This window comes from Achromobacter colocynthidis, assembly GCF_057334535.1.
The window spans coordinates 1-20,950 of record NZ_JBHFIZ010000031.1 but is presented as its reverse complement, the minus strand read 5'-3'; the positions used below and the strand labels follow the sequence as shown (position 1 = coordinate 20,950).

At 63.6% G+C, this 20,950-nt stretch carries 18 protein-coding genes and 2 rRNA genes; 14 read left to right on the top strand and 6 right to left on the bottom strand.

Annotated features, from left to right (window positions below; translation table 11 throughout):
- Window positions 1-122: 122 nt before the first annotated feature.
- From ACE04A_RS13765 to ACE04A_RS13745, 5 genes are all read left to right on the top strand, one after another.
- The gene (locus tag ACE04A_RS13765; protein WP_259253192.1) at window positions 123-1,001 is read left to right on the top strand and encodes a DMT family transporter; all 879 of its coding nucleotides are present in this window, start codon (window positions 123-125) and stop codon (window positions 999-1,001) included.
- Between the two features lie 40 nt (window positions 1,002-1,041).
- Entirely contained in the window at window positions 1,042-1,548 is a 507-nt protein-coding gene (locus ACE04A_RS13760) for a MarR family winged helix-turn-helix transcriptional regulator (RefSeq protein ID WP_485820217.1), read from the top strand.
- A 108-nt stretch (window positions 1,549-1,656) separates the two neighbouring features.
- Window positions 1,657-3,102, top strand: coding sequence for an efflux transporter outer membrane subunit (locus ACE04A_RS13755; protein ID WP_485820216.1), 1,446 nt, complete (start codon window positions 1,657-1,659; stop codon window positions 3,100-3,102).
- Window positions 3,103-3,124: 22 nt separating this feature from the next.
- The gene (locus tag ACE04A_RS13750; protein WP_485814225.1) at window positions 3,125-4,318 is read left to right on the top strand and encodes an HlyD family secretion protein; all 1,194 of its coding nucleotides are present in this window, start codon (window positions 3,125-3,127) and stop codon (window positions 4,316-4,318) included.
- A complete protein-coding gene (locus ACE04A_RS13745; RefSeq protein ID WP_448717899.1) occupies window positions 4,315-5,931 on the top strand; it encodes a DHA2 family efflux MFS transporter permease subunit in 1,617 nt (538 codons plus the stop codon). The genes ACE04A_RS13750 and ACE04A_RS13745 overlap by 4 nt, the downstream gene beginning before the upstream one ends.
- A 9-nt stretch (window positions 5,932-5,940) precedes the next feature.
- Here ACE04A_RS13745 and ACE04A_RS13740 read toward each other — a convergent pair whose 3' ends face one another.
- The 3 genes from ACE04A_RS13740 to ACE04A_RS13730 all read right to left on the bottom strand — a co-directional run bounded on the left by ACE04A_RS13740 (window position 5,941) and on the right by ACE04A_RS13730 (window position 9,658).
- Entirely contained in the window at window positions 5,941-6,906 is a 966-nt protein-coding gene (locus ACE04A_RS13740) for a WaaZ-like lipopolysaccharide core biosynthesis protein (protein WP_404976468.1), read from the bottom strand.
- Between the two features lie 47 nt (window positions 6,907-6,953).
- Entirely contained in the window at window positions 6,954-8,021 is a 1,068-nt protein-coding gene (locus ACE04A_RS13735; RefSeq protein ID WP_259253200.1) for a tartrate dehydrogenase, read from the bottom strand.
- A gap of 119 nt (window positions 8,022-8,140) precedes the next feature.
- Window positions 8,141-9,658: a helicase HerA-like C-terminal domain-containing protein gene (locus ACE04A_RS13730; protein ID WP_448717898.1), complete on the bottom strand. Its 1,518-nt coding sequence runs from the start codon at window positions 9,656-9,658 to the stop codon at window positions 8,141-8,143.
- Window positions 9,659-9,821: 163 nt separating this feature from the next.
- On the opposite strand from ACE04A_RS13730, the gene ACE04A_RS13725 reads away from it, so the two are divergent.
- The 7 genes from ACE04A_RS13725 to ACE04A_RS13695 all read left to right on the top strand — a co-directional run bounded on the left by ACE04A_RS13725 (window position 9,822) and on the right by ACE04A_RS13695 (window position 15,116).
- Window positions 9,822-10,553: a YebC/PmpR family DNA-binding transcriptional regulator gene (locus tag ACE04A_RS13725; protein ID WP_006218511.1), complete on the top strand. Its 732-nt coding sequence runs from the start codon at window positions 9,822-9,824 to the stop codon at window positions 10,551-10,553.
- A gap of 125 nt (window positions 10,554-10,678) precedes the next feature.
- Complete coding sequence (gene purD, locus ACE04A_RS13720; protein WP_259253205.1) at window positions 10,679-11,986, top strand: phosphoribosylamine--glycine ligase; 1,308 nt, start codon at window positions 10,679-10,681, stop codon at window positions 11,984-11,986.
- Between the two features lie 15 nt (window positions 11,987-12,001).
- Complete coding sequence (gene hemF, locus ACE04A_RS13715) at window positions 12,002-12,913, top strand: oxygen-dependent coproporphyrinogen oxidase (protein WP_448717896.1); 912 nt, start codon at window positions 12,002-12,004, stop codon at window positions 12,911-12,913.
- The gene (gene nadD, locus ACE04A_RS13710; RefSeq protein ID WP_100857661.1) at window positions 12,910-13,497 is read left to right on the top strand and encodes a nicotinate (nicotinamide) nucleotide adenylyltransferase; all 588 of its coding nucleotides are present in this window, start codon (window positions 12,910-12,912) and stop codon (window positions 13,495-13,497) included. Before hemF ends, nadD begins: the two co-directional genes overlap by 4 nt.
- A 74-nt stretch (window positions 13,498-13,571) precedes the next feature.
- Window positions 13,572-13,976, top strand: coding sequence for a ribosome silencing factor (gene rsfS, locus ACE04A_RS13705; RefSeq protein ID WP_100855029.1), 405 nt, complete (start codon window positions 13,572-13,574; stop codon window positions 13,974-13,976).
- Between the two features lie 9 nt (window positions 13,977-13,985).
- Window positions 13,986-14,456 carry a 23S rRNA (pseudouridine(1915)-N(3))-methyltransferase RlmH gene (rlmH, locus tag ACE04A_RS13700; RefSeq protein ID WP_448717895.1) on the top strand — a complete coding sequence of 157 codons (471 nt, stop codon included), beginning with the start codon at window positions 13,986-13,988 and terminating at the stop codon, window positions 14,454-14,456.
- Window positions 14,457-14,489: 33 nt separating this feature from the next.
- On the top strand, window positions 14,490-15,116 hold the full coding sequence (locus ACE04A_RS13695) for a Maf family protein (RefSeq protein ID WP_259253207.1): 627 nt from the start codon (window positions 14,490-14,492) through the stop codon (window positions 15,114-15,116).
- 131 nt (window positions 15,117-15,247) lie between these two features.
- Here the strand turns inward: ACE04A_RS13695 and ACE04A_RS13690 are convergent, their stop codons facing one another.
- A complete protein-coding gene (locus ACE04A_RS13690; protein WP_100855027.1) occupies window positions 15,248-16,603 on the bottom strand; it encodes a dicarboxylate/amino acid:cation symporter in 1,356 nt (451 codons plus the stop codon).
- A 293-nt stretch (window positions 16,604-16,896) separates the two neighbouring features.
- Between ACE04A_RS13690 and ACE04A_RS13685 the strand changes: the two genes are divergently transcribed.
- A complete protein-coding gene (locus ACE04A_RS13685; protein WP_448717892.1) occupies window positions 16,897-18,876 on the top strand; it encodes a sensor histidine kinase in 1,980 nt (659 codons plus the stop codon).
- Window positions 18,860-20,266: a sigma-54-dependent transcriptional regulator gene (locus ACE04A_RS13680; protein WP_448717891.1), complete on the top strand. Its 1,407-nt coding sequence runs from the start codon at window positions 18,860-18,862 to the stop codon at window positions 20,264-20,266. The genes ACE04A_RS13685 and ACE04A_RS13680 overlap by 17 nt, the downstream gene beginning before the upstream one ends.
- A 189-nt stretch (window positions 20,267-20,455) precedes the next feature.
- Here the strand turns inward: ACE04A_RS13680 and rrf are convergent.
- Both rrf and ACE04A_RS13670 read right to left on the bottom strand, forming a co-directional pair.
- Window positions 20,456-20,568 (bottom strand): 5S ribosomal RNA (rrf, locus tag ACE04A_RS13675).
- A 203-nt stretch (window positions 20,569-20,771) separates the two neighbouring features.
- Window positions 20,772-20,950 (bottom strand): 23S ribosomal RNA (locus ACE04A_RS13670); the annotation flags it as partial.

Below are 20,950 nucleotides of genomic sequence, written 5' to 3'. Positions count from 1 at the left end.
CCCCCCCGCACGGAAGTGAGGATGGCAAAAGCTTGGCGATACGATTCATGCGATGATTTTAGATTCAGTGCAATCCTCTTTGCACGCTTAAACATCGCTTTTTGGCATCGACACCCTCTGGCATGACCCGACATCGCGCTCTGACCTACATCCACATTGCCGCCGTGCTTTTCGGCCTGACCGGCGTTTTCGGGGAATTGATACAAGCCAGCGCCGCCGTCATCACGCTGGGCCGCGCGGTTTTCGCGGTGATCTCGCTGGGCATTTTCGCCCGCATGCGCCGCAAGCCGCTGCTGGGCGTGCTGACGCCCGCGCAGCTATTCGTGCTGGTGCTTGCCGGCGCCTTGCTGGCGGCGCACTGGGTCACGTTCTTCATTTCGGTCAAGGTGGGCGGCATCGCCATCGCCACGCTGGGTTTCGCCAGCTTTCCCGCATTCATCACGCTGTTCGAAGGCCTGCTCTTCCGTGAACGCATTCGCGCGGCCGAATGGATGTTGCTGGGCCTGGTCACCGCCGGGCTCATCCTGGTGACGCCGTCGTTCGACCTGGCCGACCAGGGCACCATCGGTCTGGCGTGGGGCCTGCTGTCCGGGCTGACCTTTGCCCTGCTGGCGTTGAGCAACCGGCGCTCGGCCTCCGGCATGGACCCGATGCAGGTGGCGTGCTGGCAAAACGTGGTGGTGGCGCTGGTAATGGTGCCGTTCGCCATCGGCCAGGTGCCCGCCCTGCCCGCGCTGGACTGGTTCTGGCTGGCCTTGCTGGGCATCTTCTGCACGGGCCTGTCGCACTATCTGTTCGTGTCCAGCCTGACCCGGCTGAACGCCCGCAGCGCCGGCTTGGTGATCGCCCTGGAACCGGTGTACGCCATCGCATTCGCGTGGTTGCTGTTCAGCCAGGAACCGACGCCCCGCATGATTGCCGGCGCCGCGTTGATCGTGGCGGCGATCGTCTGGTCAGGCTTGCGCAAGGGGGTGGTAGAGGCGGAAATACCGGTAAATTAGCAGCCTTGACAATAACTGACTAGGCAGTAAAATTCGCCGCATGAATGCCGAAACTGCCCCGCCTGACGCCGACTCCCCCGTCCACTATCGCAACGACCACCGTTGCATGGGGGAAGAGAACGCAGGCTACCTCATCAAGCTGGTCTATCACTCCCTGACCCGGATGCTGGATCAGGAAATGGCGCCGTTGGACCTGACCGCCATGCAATGGCGCCCGCTGGCCATGGTCTTCCTTGGCCGCGCCGCCACCCCCGCCGAGCTGGCTCGTCTCAATGACATGGACACTGGCGCCATGACCCGCGCGCTTGACCGTCTTGAGGCCAAAGGCCTGCTGCGCCGCAGTCGCAGCCTGGAAGACCGCCGCGTCGTAAAGATCGAACTGACCGAGCTGGGTGAGGCCAAGGCCCGTGAAATTCCCCCCACCATCGCCCGCGCGCTGAACCACCACCTGCGTGGTTTTTCTGCCGACGAAGTCACCCAGTTGATGCACTTCATGCGCCGGATGATAGCCAACGGCTCGGCCTCCGGCACCGCGCCCGAGCGCTGACGCCCCTTTCCCGCCCCGCTCCGCCTCACTCGCGCATGGGGTTTTATTTGGCATAATATTTGCCTAGGCAAATACAGATCAATCAACTACTTTCAGCAAACAGTCAGGATGAAACGCCTTCTTTCTACCGTATTGGTGCTTGCCCTGAGCGGCTGCGCACTGATGGAACCCGGGCCCGAACCCGTCGTAGCACTGGATGCGGCCAAGCTGGGATTGACCGCTCACGACACCGCCTGGCCCAACACGCAATGGTGGCAACGCTACGGCGACGCGCAGCTCAACACGCTGATGGACGAAGCACTGGCCAACAGCCCGTCGATGAGCGCGGCGCAAGCGCGCCTGGCCAAGGCCAACGCCGCCGTCAGCACCGCGCGCGCCCCGCTAATGCCCCGCGTGGATGCCGATTACTCGCTGACGCGCGAACATTTGTCGTCCGACTACATCTACCCGGCGCCCCTGGGCGGCAGCGTCGTCAGCGATAACCGGCTGGCGCTGGACTTCAGCTATGAGCTGGACTTCTGGGGCAAGAACCGATCACGCCTGAAGTCGGCCGTGTCGGAGCGCGAGGCCGCCACCGCCGACGCGCAAGCCGCGCGCAACATGCTGGCCAGCGCGACGGTACGGGCCTACCTGAACCTGCAGAACGCCTTCGCGCAGCGCGATGTGCTCAAGCGGGTGATCGCGCAACGCGCCGATGTCTTGTCCTTGACGCAAGGCCGCTACAGCGCCGGCCTGGATACGCAGGTGGAAGTGAAGCAGGCGGAATCGTCGCTGGCTGCCGGCCAGGTGGAACTGACGCAAACGGAAACGACACTGGCGCAGTTGCGCAATCAGGTCGCGGCGCTGGCCGGCGCCGGCCCCCCGCGCGGCCAATCGCTGGTTGCGGTGGACTTGACCGCGCCCGCGGGCGTCGTGCCCACGGCCATTCCGCTGGACCTGCTGGGCCATCGCCCCGACGTCGTGGCCTCGCGCTGGCGCGCCGAAGCCGCTCGCAGCGCCATCGACACCGCCAAAGCGGAGTTCTACCCCAACGTCAACCTGACCGCGTTTGCAGGCTTCCAGGCATTGGGCACGGGCAACCTGCTGGGCGCCGCGGCGCGCACGGCGGGCTTTGGGCCGGCCGTCACGCTGCCCATCTTCCATGGCGGCGAACTAAACGCCAACCTGGCCGGGCGCCGCGCCGACGCCGATCTGGCCGTGTCGGATTACAACCAGGCCGTGCTGGACGCCGTGCACCAAGTCGCCGACGCGCTGGACGGCCTGCGCTTGCTGGAACAGGAACGCGCCCAACAGCGCCAGGCCCGCACCGCCATCGAAGCCGCCTACGAGCTGGCCGTGAACCGCTACAAGGCCGGACTGGGCAACTACATCACCGTGCTCATTGCGCAAACCGGCGTGCTGACGCAGGCCCGGCTGGATACCGATCTGCGTATCCGCGCCTATCAGCTGGACGCCAACCTGGCCAATGCCCTGGGCGGCGGCTACACCCCGCCGCCACAGACGGACACCGCGCACACCGCGCAGTCCGCTGCCGCTACGAACCCCATTCATTGAACGATCCCCGGATTCAGACGTCATGAACGCTGCCACCCCCACCGCCAACCCCGCCCGCAAACGCCTCTTGCTGATCGCGACCGGCGTCTTCATTCTCATCGCCATCGCGTATGGCATCTGGTGGGTGCTTTTCGGCGCCCACTTCGAAAGCACCGACGACGCCTACGTGCACGGCAACCTGGTGCAGATCACGCCGCAGGTACCCGGTACTGTCGTGGCCATCGAAGCCGACGACACCGAAACCGTTGCAGCCGGCCAGCCGCTGGTGCGCCTGGACCCCGCTGACACCGACGTGGCGCTGCAACAAGCGCAGGCCAGGCTGGCCCAGATGGTGCGCCAGGTCCGCACTTATTACGTTCAGAACGATGCGCTGGCCGCCGATGTCGACCTGCGCCGTGCCGACATTCTGCGCGCGCAGGCCGAGCTGACCCGCGCGCAAAGCGACGTCAGCCGCCGCCAGCAACTGGCTAAGTCCGGAGGCGTCAGCGGTGAAGAGATCCTGCACGCGGAAGCCGCGCTGAAGTCGGCGCAATCCGGCCTGGCCCAAGCCCGCGCCGCCTTGGCCGCGTCGCAAGCCAAACTGGTGACCAACCAGGCGCTGACGCAGGGCACCACGGTGGCCAATCATCCCGATGTGCTTCAGGCCGCCGCCGGCCTGCGCAATGCCTGGTTGGCGCAATCGCGTACCGTGCTGCCGGCGCCAGTGGGCGGCGTGATCGCGCGCCGCAGCGTGCAGGTTGGCCAGCGGGTAGCCCCGGGCAACGCGCTGATGACGGTGGTGCCGCTGGACCAGGTCTGGGTGGAAGCCAACTTCAAGGAAGGCCAACTGCGCAAGATGCGCATCGGCCAGCCGGTCAAGATGGTGGCCGACCTGTACGGCAGTTCGGTCGTTTACCACGGCAAGGTCGCCGGGCTGGATGCGGGTACCGGCAGCGCCTTTGCGCTCTTGCCCGCCCAGAACGCCACCGGCAACTGGATCAAGGTGGTGCAGCGCGTGCCCGTGCGCATCCTGCTCGACCCCGAAGACCTGAAGTCGCATCCCTTGCGCGTCGGCCTGTCGATGGACGTGGAAGTGGATGTGGGCCAGCAGGACGGTGAAGCCCTGACGCAAGCCGTGCGCAGCGAGCCGGCCTGGTCTACGCGCGCCTTTGAACCGGCACACGATGACGTCGACGCCATGATCAAGAAAATCATCGAACAAAACCTCGCATCATGAGCACCACCGCCCAGCCCGCGGGCGCTGGCGCGCCCCCGATCGAACCGACCCGCCCGCCAGGTACTCACCCGCCATTGGAAGGCGCGGCCCGCGTCATCGGGTCCATCGCGCTATCCACCGCGGTGTTCATGAACGTGCTGGACACATCGATCGCGAACGTGTCCATCCCCACCATCTCGGGCGATCTGGGCGTCAGCACCAGCCAGGGCACCTGGGTCATCACATCGTTCGCCGTCGCCAACGCCATCACGGTACCGCTGACCGGCTGGCTCACACAGCGCATCGGCCAGGTGCGCCTGTTCCTGATTTCCACCCTGCTGTTCGTGCTGGCGTCATGGTTGTGCGGCTTTGCCCCTTCGTTGGAAGCGTTGATCGCCTTTCGCGTATTGCAGGGCGCGGTGGCCGGCCCAATGATCCCGCTGTCGCAAACGTTGATGCTCGCCAGCTTTCCGAAGTCCAAGGCGGGCATGGCGTTGGCCGTCTGGGCCATGACTACCTTGGTCGCGCCCGTGGCGGGCCCCTTGCTGGGCGGCTGGATTTCAGACAACTACACCTGGCCATGGATCTTCTACATCAATGTGCCGGTGGGCCTCCTGGCCGCCTGGATCAGTTGGCGCATTTACGGCAACCGTGAATCCATGACCCGCAAGCTGCCCATCGACAAGCTGGGCCTGGTGCTGCTGGTTGTCTGGGTTGGCGCCTTGCAGATCATGCTGGACAAGGGCAAGGAACTGGACTGGTTCGCCAGCCCCACCATCATTGCGCTGGCGGCAATTGCTTTCGTGGCCTTCGTGTTCTTCCTGATCTGGGAACTGACCGATGCCCACCCCGTGGTGGACCTGCGCCTGTTCAAGGAACGCAACTTCACCGTCGGCGCGCTGACGCTGGCGGTGGCCTACGGCGTGTTCTTCGGCAACGTGGTGCTGCTGCCGCTGTGGCTGCAAAGCAATATGGGCTACACCGCCACCTACGCCGGCCTGGTGACGGCGCCGGTTGGCCTGCTGGCCATCCTGCTGACCCCCATCGTGGGCAAGATGCTGGCCACGCGAGACCCGCGCCAGATCGTGACGGTTGCGTTCCTGATCTTCGCGCTGGTGTGCTTCATGCGGGCGGGCTTCAACACCCAGACTGACGTGCGCACGCTCATGTTGCCGACCATCATCCAGGGCGCGGCCATGGCGGCGTTCTTCGTACCGCTGACGTCCATCACCCTGTCCGGCATCGAACCATGGCGCATTCCCGCGGCGTCGGGCCTGTCGAACTTCCTGCGGTTGACGGCGGGCGCATTCGGCACCTCGATCGCTACAACGCTATGGGAAAACCGCGCCACGCTGCATCACTCGCAATTGACCGAGGTCGCCAAGCCCGGCCAGCAAGCATTCGACCACACCATGAACGCCCTGCAGAACGGCTTGGGCATGTCGCATCAACAAGCCTTGAGCATGGTGGACGGCCTGGTCAATACGCAAGCGTTCACGATGTCGGCGGTGGACGTGTTCTTTGCCTCGGCCATCATCTTCCTGCTGCTGACGGGCCTGGTCTGGTTCGCGCGGCCCCGCTCTAGCAAGGCGGGCGGTGGGGGTGCGGCCGAAGCCGCGGCGGGCGCGCACTGACGCGGGGAATCAGGGCGCGCTATGCGCGTCCTCTTTCAAAAATGCTTGCCAATCAAGCCGCTCGAGGATGTCGGGCGACAAGGCGCTGACGGGCGACAGATTGAACACCGACACGCCACGCGCCCGCCATTGCTCGGCGGCAAAGCGGAACGACGGTTCGATCAAATGCGTGAAGTTGCGAGTCAAGCGACTGGTTTGGGGGCGATCGCCTTCGCCATAAAAACGCAGCCCGTTCTGTACCGTAAGGTCCAGTCCGTGCACATAAACCTGCTTCGCGCCCCCGGACACCAACACCTGCAAGGCCGCATAGGCCACCGTGTCGGCGTCGAACACGCCTAGCGACGCATCAAAGCTATAGCCCAGGCCCAGCTTGGCATCCAGCAATTGCACGTCCGGCGTGGCCGCGGCAATTCGCTTGAGCACCGCGGGCGCCGCGCTGCGCTGATAGGCGCGTTCGGAAATCATTTCAATCACGCAGATGCGGCAGCGGATCTGGTCTTGCGCAATGCCCTGCATGATGTAGCGCAGCACTTCCGGAAACACATACAGCGTCAGGTCGCGCGAGACGATCTCACGGACCAGTTCAATGCGTTCCCGCACAAAATTCTGGTCGATGATGCAGTAGTACTTGAATGGCAGGTCGAACTTGCGCGCCAGCGCAATGGCGCCATTCACGCCCATGGCCACGCGAATATCCAGCTGATCGTAGGGAATCTGCGCAACCGAGGGGCCGCTAAGAATCAAATGCACCGTTTCATCGGCGCGATCGTAGCCCTGGGCCAGCGGCGTCAACGGCAGCGATCGGCCAAAGGCGCGAAAGCCGCTGATGACGCCCGTGCGGTCTCGCCAGATCCGCACGAATGGCCACAAATGCTGGTTATGCCTTTGCGTGCGCGAACGCAGCAAACGAAACAGCTTGCGCACAAAGCGGTCGGCCCGGCCACCGCCCACGTGGGCGGTGGAGGTAGAAGACATTGAATGTTCCATCGACTAGCCTGAATGGCCGCCCCCGCTCAATGCGCTTACCCGGCCGAGATCAGCGACGCAATGGCGTTGCCGACATCGACGGTCGATGCGCTGCCCTTCATGTCCCGCGTGCGCGGTCCGTCCGCCAGCACGGTTTCAATCGCTTTCACCACCGCGGCCGAGGCCTCGGGGTAACCCAGGAAATCAAGCATCAATGCGCCGCTCCAGATCTGCCCGATCGGGTTGGCGATGCCCTTGCCATAGATATCCGGCGCCGAACCGTGCACCGGTTCGAACAGCGACGGAAACTTGCGCTCGGGGTTCAGGTTGGCGGACGGAGCAATGCCAATCGTGCCCGTGCATGCCGGCCCCAGGTCGGAAAGAATGTCGCCGAACAGGTTGGAAGCCACCACCACGTCGAACCAATCCGGATGCTGCACGAAGTGCGCGCACAGGATATCGATGTGGTATTTGTCCCAGCGCACGTCCGGATAGTTCCCGGCCATGTCGGCAACCCGCTCGTCCCACCAGGGCATCGAAATCGAGATGCCGTTGGACTTGGTGGCGGCCGTCAGGTGCTTGCCGCGCTTTTGGGCCAGCTCGAATGCAAACTTCAACACACGATCGGCGCCAATGCGCGTGAACACGCTTTCCTGAATGACGACCTCACGATCGGTGCCTTCGAACAGGCGGCCGCCGCTGTTGGAGTATTCGCCTTCGGTGTTTTCACGGACGATGAAGAAATCAATGTCGCCGGGCTTGCGGTCGGCCAGCGGCGACGGCACGCCAGGCATCAGGCGAACCGGTCGCAAATTGATGTATTGATCAAATTCGCGACGGAACTTGAACAGCGAGCCCCACAGCGCCTCGTGGTCCGGCACCGTGGCGGGCCAGCCGATCGAGCCGAAGAAAATGGCTTCGTGTTGCCCGATCTGCGCCTTCCAGTCGTCCGGCATCATCTTGCCGTGCTGAGCGTAATAGTCGCAACTCCAGTCGAAATGATCCCACTGGAATTCGATGCCGAAGCGCGTCGCCACGGCGTCCAGCACTTTCAGCCCTTCCGGCACGACTTCCTTGCCAATACCGTCTCCTGGAATCACTGCAATCTTGTGTTTCTTAGCCACCACGTTTGTCCTTAAGGTTTCCTTTGATAGACCGCCCAGAATCATAGGCATAAACGGCCGCGACGCAACACCCCCCGTTACAAAACGGGGGGATGCGTCCTGCCAGTGGACAGGTGGCGTCAGCGACGGGTTTTGGAGCCCAGCAACGATCCCAGAATGCCGCGCGTCAATTCACGCGCAATTGAACGGGCCGTGCTTTTGGCCATGGTTTGGACGACGCCGTCGCGCTTGCCCCCGCGAGGGCCGGTCGATCCGAACAGCACGTCTTTCAAGCTGCCCATCAAGCCGCCATCGGAAGATTCGGCGGGGGCCTCGCCTTTGGATTCCGCAGGCGTGCCGCTGGGAGCATCGGCCGGCACGGCGGCGCGCCCAGCCAGGATTTCGTAGGCGGATTCCCGGTCAACCGCCTTTTCATACTTGGCGGCCATCGGGCTACCCTGGCGCAACGCCTGGCGCTCGGCGTCCGTCGCCGGGCCAATGCGGCTGGCCGGCGGCCTCACATAGGCGCGTTCTGTCGGCATCGGACGGCCCTTGGCGTCCAGCAGTGAAATCAGCGCCTCGCCCACCCCAAGTTCGGTAATGGCCGCTTCGATGTCCAGGCCCGGATTCGGGCGCATTGTCTGCGCGGCGGTCTTGACGGCCTTCTGGTCGCGCGGGGTGAAAGCCCGCAAGGCATGCTGGACGCGGTTGCCCAGTTGCCCCAACACCGTGTCGGGAATATCCAGCGGATTCTGGGTCACGAAATAAACGCCAACGCCCTTGGAGCGCACCAGGCGCACCACCTGTTCGATCTTGTTCAGCAGCGCGGGCGGCGCGTCGTTGAAGAGCAGGTGCGCTTCATCGAAAAAGAAAACCAGCTTGGGCTGGTCCATGTCGCCCACTTCGGGCAGCTTTTCATAGAGGTCGGCCAAGAGCCACAGCAGGAAAATCGCGTACAGCCGCGGCGCCTGCATCAGTTTGTCGGCGGCCAGCACGTTGACCATGCCGCGCCCCTGGGCATCGGTGCGCATCAGGTCGGCCACGTCCAGCATGGGTTCGCCGAAGAATTGCTCGGCGCCCTGCGATTCCAGCGCCAGCAAGCCGCGCTGGATGGCGCCCACGCTGGCGGAGGACACATTACCGTAGCGGGTCTTGAGCTCGGCCGAGCGATCCGCCACGTTTTGCAGCATGGCGCGCAGGTCTTTCAGGTCAAGCAGCAGTTGGCCTTCATCGTCGGCCACCTTGAATACCAGGGTCAGGACCCCTTCCTGCGTGTCGTTCAGTTCCAGGATGCGCGACAGCAGCAGTGGCCCCATATCGGTAATGGTGGCCCGCACCGGCAGGCCCTGCTCACCGAACACGTCCCAGAGCGTGACGGGGCTGGCGCCCCACGCGGGTTCGTCCAGGCCCAGGCTTTTCAGCCGCTCGGCCAACTTGGGGCTGGCCACCCCGGCTTGCGATATACCGGTCAGGTCGCCCTTCACGTCAGCCATGAACACCGGCGTGCCGATGCGTGAAAACGATTCGGCCAGCACTTGCAGGGTGACGGTCTTGCCGGTGCCCGTGGCCCCGGTAATGCACCCGTGCCGGTTGGCCAAAGCGGGTAACAGGGCCAGTTCGGTCTGCGCGTTCTTCGCAATGACGATGGGATTGGGCATGGGCAACGCTCCGGACCAGGAAGGCAAAAGGATGGCCAAGTGTAGAGCCTGCCGTGGGGCTTGTGCGCGTGGCAATATCGACACAGGCGTGGCCACGCCGGGGCGCTATGGCCGCCGGCACGGTAAAATGCCTTTTTTTGCAGACAAATTCTCCTGGGAAGCCATGGCCGGACACAGCAAATGGGCCAATATCCAGCACCGCAAAGGGCGTCAAGACGCCAAGCGCGGGAAGCTTTGGACCAAGATCATTCGTGAAATCACCGTGGCGGCGCGCGCCGGCGGCCCCGACCCGGACAGCAACCCCCGCTTGCGCATGGCCTGGGACAAGGCCACCGACGCCAACATGCCCAAGGACAACATCCAGCGCGCCATCCAGCGTGGCGCGGGCGGCGCCGACGGCGACGCCTACGAGGAAGTCCGCTACGAAGGCTACGGCATCGGCGGCGCGGCGGTCATCGTTGACTGCATGACCGACAACCGCACCCGCACCGTGGCGGAAGTCCGCCACGCCTTCGCCAAGAACGGCGGCAACCTGGGCCAGGAAGGCTCGGTGGCCTTCATGTTCAAGCATTGCGGCCAGTTCGTATTCGCTCCGGGCACGCCCGAAGACAAAGTCATGGAAGCCGCGCTCGACGCCGGCGCCGAAGACGTAACGACCGACGAAGAAGGCGTGATCGAAGTCGTTTGCGCGCCGGCCGACTACGCCGCCGTGCGCAAGGCTTTCGACGAAGCCGGTTTGAAGGCCGAAGTTGACGGCATCGTCATGAAGGCGCTGAACGAAACCGAACTGGCTGGCGAAGACGCCATCAAGATGCAGAAACTGCTCGACGCCCTGGAAGGCCTGGACGACGTGCAGGAAGTCTATACCACCGTCATTTTCGACGAAGCGCAGTAACTCCCACGGTTCCAGTACGTTGACGGTCCGTCCGCCGGCGCGCTGGAATATGAATCGGCCCCGGGCTGTCCCGGGTCCGTCGCCTTCTCCACGGGCTAGAGTGGCAACCTTCAGAATCACGCAACATGAAACTCCTGGTAATTGGCTCGGGCGGCCGCGAACATGCCCTCGCCTGGCGGCTGGCCCGCTCCCCGCGCGTACACAAGGTGTTTGTCGCCCCGGGTAACGGCGGCACGCAACGGGCCGAGCAGATGGAAAACATCGCGCTCACCAATGCCGAGGAGCTGGCCGATTTCGTCCAGCGCGAAGGAATCGCCCTGACGGTCGTTGGGCCGGAAGCGCCGCTGGCCTCGGGCGTGGTGGATGTGTTCCGCGCGCGCGGCCTGAAAATCTTCGGCCCCACCAAGGCCGCCGCGCAACTGGAAAGCTCGAAGGACTACGCCAAGGCCTTCATGGTCCGGCACAACATCCCGACCGCGCGCTACGCCACCTTCACCGACCCGGCACAGGCGCACGCCTATATTGACCAGGAAGGCGCCCCCATCGTGATCAAGGCCGACGGCCTGGCCGCCGGCAAGGGCGTCGTGGTTGCGGCCACGCTGGAAGAAGCGCATGCCGCCGTTGACGCCATGCTGGGCGACGGCTCGATGGGCGCCGCGGGCGCTCGCGTCGTCATCGAAGAATGCCTGGTGGGCGAAGAAGCCAGCTTCATCGTCATGTGCGACGGCCGCAACGTGCTGGCGCTGGCCACCAGCCAAGACCACAAACGCCTGCAAGACGGCGATCAGGGTCCGAACACCGGCGGCATGGGCGCGTATTCGCCCGCGCCGATCGTCACGCCTGAACTGCACCACCGCATAATGCGCGAAATCATCCTGCCGACGGTGCAGGGCATGACGCGCGACGGCATTCCCTACACCGGCTTCCTGTACGCCGGCCTGATGATCGCCCCGGGCGATGATCCCGACCGCGAAATCAAGACGCTGGAATTCAACTGCCGCATGGGCGATCCGGAAACGCAGCCCATCATGATGCGCGTCAAGAGCGACCTGCTGGACGCGCTTGAGCACGCCGTGGACGGCACGCTGAACCAGGCCGACATCGTCTGGGACCGCCGCACGGCCTTGGGCGTGGTGCTGGCATCGCACAACTACCCGAACACGCCGCGCACCGGCGACGTCATCCGCGGCCTGCCCGCCGATGCCGAAGACTGCATGGTCTTCCATGCCGCCACCGAACGGGATGGTGAAGACACCAAGACCACCGGCGGCCGCGTGCTGTGCGTCACGGCCTTGGGTGACTCGGTCAAGATGGCTCGCGACCGCGTGTACGAAGCCATCGACGGCATCCATTTCGATGGCCGCCAGTACCGCAGCGACATCGGTTGGCGCGCGCTCAAGCCGTCGCAACAAAAGCCCAAGTCCAACGCGTAACCCCGGAAAGCGCTGATGAACGCCTTGCCCGTTGCCTCTGTCCGCGATTACCTCACCGGCTTGCAGGCGCGTATTGTCCAAGCGCTGGAAGCGGCGGAAGGCGGCCCCTTCCGCGCCGATGAATGGGTACGTCCGGAAGGCGGCGGCGGGCTGTCGCGGCTGCTGGAAGGCGGCAAGCTGTTCGAGCGCGCGGGTGTACTGTTCAGCCACGTCAAGGGCACCAAGCTGCCCCCGTCGGCCAGCGCCCACCGGCCCGAGCTTGCCGGCCGCGCCTGGGAAGCCATGGGCGTGTCCATGGTGCTGCACCCGCGCAACCCGTACGTGCCCACCACGCACATGAATGTGCGCATGTTTGTGGCGACGGCCCGCCCCGGGCATGATGAAGCCGACGTCTTCTGGTTCGGTGGCGGCATAGACCTCACGCCCTACTACCCTTTCGAAGACGACGCCCGGCATTTCCATACGGTCTGCCGCGACGCGCTGGCCAGCCACGGCTCCGATTACTATCCGCGCTACAAACGCTGGTGCGATGAGTACTTCTTCCTGAAGCACCGCAATGAAACGCGCGGCATCGGCGGCGTCTTTTTTGACGACCTGAACGCGCCTGGCTTTGACGCCTCGTTCGCGCTGACCCGCTCGGTGGGCGACGCGTTCCTGGACAGCTATCTGCCCATCGTCGAACGTCGCCGCGACATGGCTTACGGCGAACGCGAACGCGACTTCCAGGCTTACCGCCGTGGCCGCTACGTTGAATTCAATCTGGTGTTCGACCGAGGCACGCTGTTCGGCCTGCAATCCGGTGGCCGCACCGAATCCATCCTGCTGTCGATGCCACCCTTGGCGCAATGGCGCTACGACTGGCAGCCCGAAGCGGGCACGCCGGAAGCCGAGCTTGCCGCCTACCTGACGCCGCGAGATTGGGTTTGAAGCGCATCGGTCTGCTGGGCGGCAGCTTTGACCCCGTCCACGTCGCCCATGTCGCGCTGGCAAAAAGCGCGTTGGACACGCTGGATCTCGCCGCCGTGGAGCTCATTCCCGCCGGCAACCCGTGGCAGCGAGCAGCCCTGCACGCCACCGGCGAACAACGCCGTGACATGCTGGAACTGGCCATTGCCGGGCACGACGGCCTGGTCGTCAACCCCGTCGAAATCGAACGCGACGGCCCCACTTACACCATCGACACGCTGCGCGGCCTGCCCCAGGGCGCGCGCTATGTCTGGCTGCTGGGTGCCGACCAACTCGCCAACTTTTGCACCTGGCGCAATTGGCGTGACATCGCCAGCCTGGTGGATCTGGCCGTGGCCACCCGCCCTGGCACCCCGCTCTTGCCGCCCACGGAACTGACCACGTGGCTGCAAGACCAGGGCCACAGCCTGGAAGAATTGCCCTTTGCCCCCATGGCGGTGTCCGCTTCCGACATCCGTAGGCGGCTGGCCGCGGGCGAATCCACCGACGGCCTGTTGGCCCCGCCCGTCGCCGCCTATATTGCGGCGCACCAACTTTACCGATAAACCCACACCCGCCCGGCGCCGAAAGCGCCACGGAGCCGGCATCCGCCGTCCGTCCGCGGGTTATATTTGCAGCTATGGATATAACGAAACTCCAACGCGCCGTCATCGATGCCCTCGAAGACGTCAAGGCGCAAGACATCAAGGTCTACAACACCACGCATCTGACAAGCTTGTTCGATCGCGTCGTGATTGCCAGCGCCACCTCCAACCGCCAAACCCGAGCCCTCGCCTCCAGCGTGGCCGACCGCGGCCGTGCACTTGAACTGACCGGCATCACCATCGAAGGCGAGGACACCGGTGAATGGGTCGTCGTCGACCTCGGTGACGTCGTCGTGCACATCATGCAACCCGCCATCCGCCAGTACTACAACCTGGAAGAGATCTGGGGCGGCAAACCGGTGCGTGTAAAGCTGCTGCCGGAATCGACCCGGGCAGCGCCGATCCCCGCCGACAACGGCTACGACGACGCCGAAGCCTGAGTTCTTGCCGTGAAGCTGATTGTTGCGGCAGTGGGCACGCGAATGCCGGACTGGGTAGAGACTGCCTGGGCCGACTACGCCAAACGCCTGCCCGGCGATTGCGCGCTGGAACTGCGCGAGATCAAGCCCGAACCGCGCACAACCGGCAAGACGCCCGCCCAGATGATGGCGGCGGAAGCCAAGCGCATTGAAGCCGCTTTACCCGCCGGTGCGCTGCGGCTGGCGCTGGACGAACGCGGCCGCGACCTGACAACCATGGCCTTGTCGCAAAAGCTCGAACAGTGGCGCGCGGGCGGCCAGGACGTGGCTTTTCTGGTGGGCGGCCCGGATGGCCTGGACGCCGACTTGAAGGCCTCGTGCAGCGGGCAGCTGCGCTTGTCGTCGCTGACCTTGCCGCATCCCATGGTCCGCGTGGTGCTGGCCGAACAGCTCTATCGCGCCTGGGCCATCATGACCAATCACCCCTACCACCGCGCCTGACCGCAGCCAGGGCGGCGCCCCACTCGATTCCGCATGCCTCACACCGCCGCCCCTGACGCTTCCCCCGCTCGCCTCTACCTTGCCTCGGCCAGCCCTCGGCGGCGTGAACTGCTGACTCAGATCGGCCTTGTCCACACCGTCCTGCTGGTGCCTTCGCCTCCCGGCGAAGACGAGCCCCAACACGAAGGCGAAAGCGCCGCCGACTACGTGCAACGCACGGCGCGCGACAAAGCGCTGCGGGGCCGCGACTGGATGCGCGCCCACAATCTGCCTGATCTGCCCCTGTTGGCCGCCGACACGACCGTCATTTTGAATGGCTCGGTCCTGGGCAAGCCTGCCGACCGCGCGGACGCTGTGCGCATCTTGCGTGCCTTGTCCGGACAGGCGCATGAAGTCCGAACCGCCGTCGCAGTCTGCACGGGCGATCAGCTACTGGAAGCGGTGTCAGTCACCGACGTCCACATGCGCGACTTGAGCGACGACGAAATCGGCCGCTACTGCGATAGCGGCGAACCCTTCGGCAAGGCAGGCGCCTATGGCATCCAGGGCTTGGCCGGTACGTTCATTTCGCGCATTGCCGGCAGCTATACCGGCGTGATGGGCCTGCCGCTATTCGAAACGTCGAATCTGCTGCGAGCGGCAGGCATCCAGATTCCTTGAACGGCGTGGTGACACGCCCTGTCGTGTCATGCCCCGTCGTGTCACGCCCCGTAGTGTCACGCCCATAAGAAAATCCCCCGAGATCGTCGTGACCCGGGGGATTGTTTCATTCAAGGAAGCACCTTCGGACGTTACACCACCGTGTGGCCCAGCGTCGGCTGCGCGTCGTGCGCGGGCGCTTCAGAAGCCGGCACGACAGGCGCCAACTGCCCCTCCAACGCGGCGTGCAACTGCTCCTGATCCAGCTCCCCTTCCCAGCGAGCAACCACGACCGCGGCGGTGGCGTTGCCGACCAGGTTGGTCAAGGCGCGGCATTCCGACATGAAGCGGTCCACGCCCAAGATCAGCGTCATCCCCGCGATGGGCACCGAGGGCACCACCGACAAGGTGGCGGCCAGGGTAATGAAACCGGCGCCCGTGACCCCCGCGGCCCCCTTGGAACTGAGCATCGCGACAGCCAGCAGCAAGATCTGGTCGCCCAGCGACAAAGGAATGTCGCACGCCTGCGCGATGAACAGCGCGGCCATCGTCATATAGATGTTGGTGCCGTCCAGGTTGAACGAGTATCCCGTGGGCACCACCAGGCCAACCACCGACTTCGAACACCCGGCGCGTTCCATCTTCTGCATCAGCGTGGGCAATGCGGCTTCCGATGAACTCGTGCCCAGCACCAACAACAATTCTTCGCGGATGTAGCGCACCAGTTTCAGGATCGAAAAACCGTTGTAGCGGGCGACCAGACCCAGCACCACCACCACGAACAGCACCGACGTGGCGTAGAAGGTGCCCACCAGCATGGCCAGGTTCACGACCGACTTGATGCCGTACTTGCCGATGGTGAACGCCATCGCGCCGAACGCGCCGATGGGGGCCGCCTTCATCAGGATCGCAACCAGCTTGAAGATCGGCTGGGCCAGCGCGGTCATGAAGCTCAGAATCGGCTTGCCGCGCTCGCCCACCATGGCAAGCGCGATACCAAACAGCACCGCCACGAACAACACCTGCAGAATATCTCCGCCCACGAACGGACTGAAGATCGTCGTCGGGATGATGTTCATCAGGAAGCCGGTGATGGTCGAGTCGTGCGCCTTGGCCACGAAGCTGGCAACGGCCTTCTGATCCAAAGTGCTGGGGTCGATGTGCATCCCCGCGCCCGGCTGGACGATATGGCTGACGACCATGCCTACGATCAGGGCCAGTGTCGAAAAAGTCAGGAAGTACAGCATTGCCTTGCCGGCCACGCGCCCGACCTTTTTCAAGTCGCTCATGCCGGCGATGCCGGACGCCACGGTCAGGAAGATCACCGGCGCGATGATCATCTTCACCAGCTTGATGAAGGCATCGCCCAATGGCTGCATCTGCTGGCCGAGTTCAGGCTTGAACGCGCCCAGCAGCACCCCAATCACGATGGCGAAAATCACCTGCACATACAGGATTTGATAGAACTTCAGCTTGCGCACGGGCGCGCTCTGATCAACGTCGATCATCGGGTTTTGTCCCCACCAATGCCCCTTGCCCCACGCGGTTGAGCGCAGCGGGCGACAGGGCGTTTTCTGTTTTATGGCATTGCGTTGTGGTCGCATGCCGATTTCACCGCGCGCGCATGCGGCGCGGCTTAGCGGTGTATATGCAAGACCCATGCCAGGTGTGCCTGGTGCACCCAGCACAGGACAAGTCATTGATATTTAGGGGCTTTTCGATTCCCGGCGCAGATCCCAAGGCTTATCAATGGCGAGAAGTCGCACACAACTGCGCTAGAATGTGCGGAAGTCCGCACACCATGCCTAACTCCCAACCCTCTTCCTCCGTCGAGCATTCAGACGCAACGTCTTCCACGCTCGCCTCGCGACACGCTCCGCGCTCGTGGCGTGCGCGCGCATTGGGCATCCTGATCACGGTCGCCATCGTTGCTGGGGTCCTGCATATAGCCACGGAGTGGGCCCGCGATAACGCGATCAAGAGCGCGACTGCCCAGGCGCGCAGCGCCGGCCAGATCAACGCCGCCCTGCTGCGCAATAACCTCGACAAATTCCGGGCCCTGCCCTTCGTCTTGACTCGAGACGTTGACGTGCGCGCGGCACTGCAAGGCGCCTCGGCCGCCCAGATCGAATCCCTGGACGACAAATTTGACACGCTGACGCGCGGCGTCGGCGCCTCCGCCATCTATCTGCTGGATAAGACAGGGCTGGCCATCGCCGCCAGCAATTGGCGCGAGCCCGCCACGTTTGTCGGGGTCGACTATCAATTTCGCCCCTACTTCAAAGGCGCCGTCGCCAACGGCTACGCAGAGCACTTCGCCTTGGGCACGGTCAGCCACGAAGCCGGCTTGTACTTGTCGCGCCGCGTGGATGACGCCAACGGCGCCATGTTGGGCGTGATCGTATTGAAAGTGGATTTTCGCGGCTTGGAGTCCGACTGGCGGCAATCTGCCGCGCCCATCTTCGTCACGGACGAGCACGGCGTGGTGTTGCTGGGCAGCGTAGCCGCCTGGCGTTTCGACGTCTTGGCGCCTCTGGCACCCGACCTGGCGCAAACCTTGCGCACCAGCCTTCAATTTGGCGATGCGCCCTTCCAACCCTTGCCCCTGACGCCGCCTTTATCCCCGGTCAGCACCGGTCAATTGGTGCACGCCAACCACGCCTTGCCCCAGATTCCCAACGGAGCGCCGCTGCTGCACACCACCTTGCCCATCGCGGAGTCTCCGGGCTGGACGTTGCATTTACTGTCGCCCGTCCAAACCGCCATGAACCAGGCCATCGCCAATGCGCAATTGGCTGCCTTGCTGGTACAGGGCCTGCTGGCGGCGGCGATCGGCATCGTGCTCTATCGGCGCCATCGCAACCGCGAACGGGCTGGCCAGCAGGCCGCCATCCAGGCGCAATTGGCCGCATTGGTCGGTGAACGCACCGGCCAACTGCGCGAGCTCAATGAGCAACTGATGGACGAAATGGACGAACGGCAACGCGCCGAGGCGCGCCTGCACACGATGCAGGACGAACTTGTCCAGGCCAGCAAGCTGGCCTTGCTGGGACAGGTTGCCGCGGGGGTCGCCCACGAGATCAACCAGCCCGTCGCGGCGATCCGTGCCTACGCGGACAACGCCGCGGAGTTCCTGCGGCGCCAGGACGCAGAGGCCGCCAAAGAGAATTTGGGCACCATCGCCGCACTGACCGAACGCATTGGCCATATCACGGGCGAATTGCGCGCATTTTCACGCAAAGCCGGTGCATCGATAGGCCCCACCAGCCTCAACGAGGCCTTGGACGGGGCGTTGTTGCTGATCGGCCCCCGCGCGCGCAGGCAGGGCGTTGCACTGGTACGGCCGCCGGCTGACCAAGATGTACTCGTCCGCGCCGACCGCATCCGCCTGGAGCAGGTCTTGGTCAACTTGCTGCAAAACGCCATGGAAGCGTTGGAAGGCGTTTCCGACGGTCGAGTCATCGTCGCCTTGCAAGACCTCGGCACAACAGTGCAGCTTTACGTGAACGACAACGGCCCCGGGCTGTCGGACGACGCCCGGGCACGCCTGTTCACGCCTTTTTATACGACGAAGCCGGAAGGCCTGGGCTTGGGGCTGGTCATTTGCCGCGATATCGTGGCCGAATTCGGCGGCGACCTGCGCGCCAGCCATCCAGGTGAGCCCGGTTTTCCGACACCTCAGGGCGCCCAATGCGGCGCCGTGTTCATCCTTACATTACGCAAGGCAGACGCCGGCCACGGCGCTCAGGCCATTTCTTATCGCCATGATCCAAAACCCTGACACCTTTCCGTATGCGGGTCCAGCGCTTGACGATCGCGAGCCCGCTGCGCCCCATGTCGTCTTCATCGACGACGACGAAGACCTGCGCCGGGCCAACGTTCAAACTCTGAAGCTCCACGGCATGACCGTCGACGCACACGGAACCGCGCGGTCCGCACTTCCAGCCTTGCACCGCGACTTCGATGGCGTGGTCGTAACCGATATCCGCATGCCGGACATCGATGGCCTGCAACTGTTCAATCGACTGCGTGCCATCGACCCGGAACTGCCGGTCATCCTTATCACCGGCCACGGCGATATCGCGACCGCGGTCCAATGCATGCGCGAGGGTGCCTATGACTTCCTGGCAAAGCCCTATGCGCCCGACCGGCTCACCACCGCCATCCTGCACGCGGCCGAAAAGCGCCGTCTGGTGCTGGAGAACCGCCGCCTGCGGGACGCGGCGTTTGCGGTGCAAGCTGATGAAGTGCCCTTCATCGGCGCCACGCCCGCCATGCAGCGCATCAAGGAAACCCTGCGTCACATTGCGGATGCGGATGTCGATGTGCTGGTCGAGGGCGAAACGGGAACGGGCAAGGAGGTCGTGGCAACGGCGCTTCATCGACTCAGCCGCCGTCGCCATCGTGAATTGGTCGCCATTAATTGCGGCGCGCTGCCCGAAACCGTTATCGAAAGCGAGCTATTCGGTCACGAGGCCGGCGCTTTTACCGGAGCGCAAAAAAAGCGTGTCGGCCGGATCGAACATGCCAGCGGGGGAACCTTGTTCCTCGACGAAATTGAAAGCATGCCGCTAGCGGTGCAAGTGAAACTGCTCCGCGTACTCGAATCGCGTCAGATCACCCCGCTGGGCAGTAACGAGGTACGCAATCTGGATCTGCGCGTCGTGGCCGCCACCAAAGAAGATCTGGGCAGCCCAGCCATCCGGACCAAGTTTCGCGAAGACCTGTTCTACAGGCTGAACGTGGTCACCATCCGCATCCCACCGCTGCGCGAACGCCGGGACGACATCCCGCTGTTATTCGCGCATTATCTTGGGCACGCATCGCGTCGATTTCATCGCGACATCCCGGAGATGCCTGCCGCCATCAATCAGCACGTCATGACGCACGATTGGCCAGGCAATGTGAGGGAACTTGCCCACTTCGCCGAGCGCGTGGTGTTGGGGGTGCTGAGTATGCCAGAGTCAGGCGCAACCCAACAAAAGCAAGAAGCGCTCAGCCTGCCAGAACGCATGGAGAGCTTGGAAGCACAATTGATCCGCGATGCGCTTGCCGCCAACCAAGGCGACATCAAGGCCACACTCGAAACCCTTGGCATCCCGCGCAAGACCTTCTACGACAAACTCCAGCGCCACGGTATCGACCGTCAGCAATATCTGGCCAATTCGTAATCGAACAGCAGCGATCTCAAACAAAAACGCCTCGCGGGATGAGCCGCGAGGCGTTTTCAATTAATCATTATCGCGAAGATCAAATCTTGGGTCTGAAATCTAAAATCTCAAACCTAATATCAAAACCCAAAAAACAAAACCCAAAAACAAAACCCCACAGGATCACCTGTGGGGTTTTGCGCAATAAAAGCCTGACGATGACCTACTTTCACAGACGTCCGTCCACTATCATCGGCGCGAAGGCGTTTCACTGTCCTGTTCGGGATGGGAAGGAGTGGTACCACCTTGCTATGGTCGTCAGGCGTAACGGGTTGAGCGGCTGCGGGTTAACGCAACGGCTCCAATCTTGGAAGAAACACAACGTGTGGGTGACCAGAGGCAAGCTCGATGATCACGCACAAGGGGGATGTAATTGGTGTTGGCTGGCTGCCGACGGTGCAGCCAGATTTTGTATTGAACGACACTTGGAACGCTATACCACCAGGTCAATAACCATCAGTGTTATAGGATCAAGCCTCACGAGCAATTAGTATCGGTTAGCTTAACGCATTACTGCGCTTCCACACCCGACCTATCAACGTCCTGGTCTCGAACGACTCTTTAGGGGGATCAAGTCCCCGGGATACCTAATCTTCAGACGAGTTTCCCGCTTAGATGCCTTCAGCGGTTATCTCTTCCGTACTT

Bases quoted from the DNA above. Each gene is read 5' to 3' on its own strand.
- ACE04A_RS13765 (WP_259253192.1), top strand. From the start codon at position 123: ATGACCCGACATCGCGCTCTGACCTACATCCACATTGCCGCCGTGCTT.
- ACE04A_RS13760 (WP_485820217.1), top strand. From the start codon at position 1,042: ATGAATGCCGAAACTGCCCCGCCTGACGCCGACTCCCCCGTCCACTAT.
- ACE04A_RS13755 (WP_485820216.1), top strand. From the start codon at position 1,657: ATGAAACGCCTTCTTTCTACCGTATTGGTGCTTGCCCTGAGCGGCTGC.
- ACE04A_RS13750 (WP_485814225.1), top strand. From the start codon at position 3,125: ATGAACGCTGCCACCCCCACCGCCAACCCCGCCCGCAAACGCCTCTTG.
- ACE04A_RS13745 (WP_448717899.1), top strand. From the start codon at position 4,315: ATGAGCACCACCGCCCAGCCCGCGGGCGCTGGCGCGCCCCCGATCGAA.
- ACE04A_RS13740 (WP_404976468.1), bottom strand. From the start codon at position 6,906: ATGTCTTCTACCTCCACCGCCCACGTGGGCGGTGGCCGGGCCGACCGC.
- ACE04A_RS13730 (WP_448717898.1), bottom strand. From the start codon at position 9,658: ATGCCCAATCCCATCGTCATTGCGAAGAACGCGCAGACCGAACTGGCC.
- ACE04A_RS13725 (WP_006218511.1), top strand. From the start codon at position 9,822: ATGGCCGGACACAGCAAATGGGCCAATATCCAGCACCGCAAAGGGCGT.
- purD (WP_259253205.1), top strand. From the start codon at position 10,679: ATGAAACTCCTGGTAATTGGCTCGGGCGGCCGCGAACATGCCCTCGCC.
- hemF (WP_448717896.1), top strand. From the start codon at position 12,002: ATGAACGCCTTGCCCGTTGCCTCTGTCCGCGATTACCTCACCGGCTTG.
- rsfS (WP_100855029.1), top strand. From the start codon at position 13,572: ATGGATATAACGAAACTCCAACGCGCCGTCATCGATGCCCTCGAAGAC.
- ACE04A_RS13695 (WP_259253207.1), top strand. From the start codon at position 14,490: ATGCCTCACACCGCCGCCCCTGACGCTTCCCCCGCTCGCCTCTACCTT.
- ACE04A_RS13690 (WP_100855027.1), bottom strand. From the start codon at position 16,603: ATGATCGACGTTGATCAGAGCGCGCCCGTGCGCAAGCTGAAGTTCTAT.
- ACE04A_RS13685 (WP_448717892.1), top strand. From the start codon at position 16,897: ATGCCTAACTCCCAACCCTCTTCCTCCGTCGAGCATTCAGACGCAACG.
- ACE04A_RS13680 (WP_448717891.1), top strand. From the start codon at position 18,860: ATGATCCAAAACCCTGACACCTTTCCGTATGCGGGTCCAGCGCTTGAC.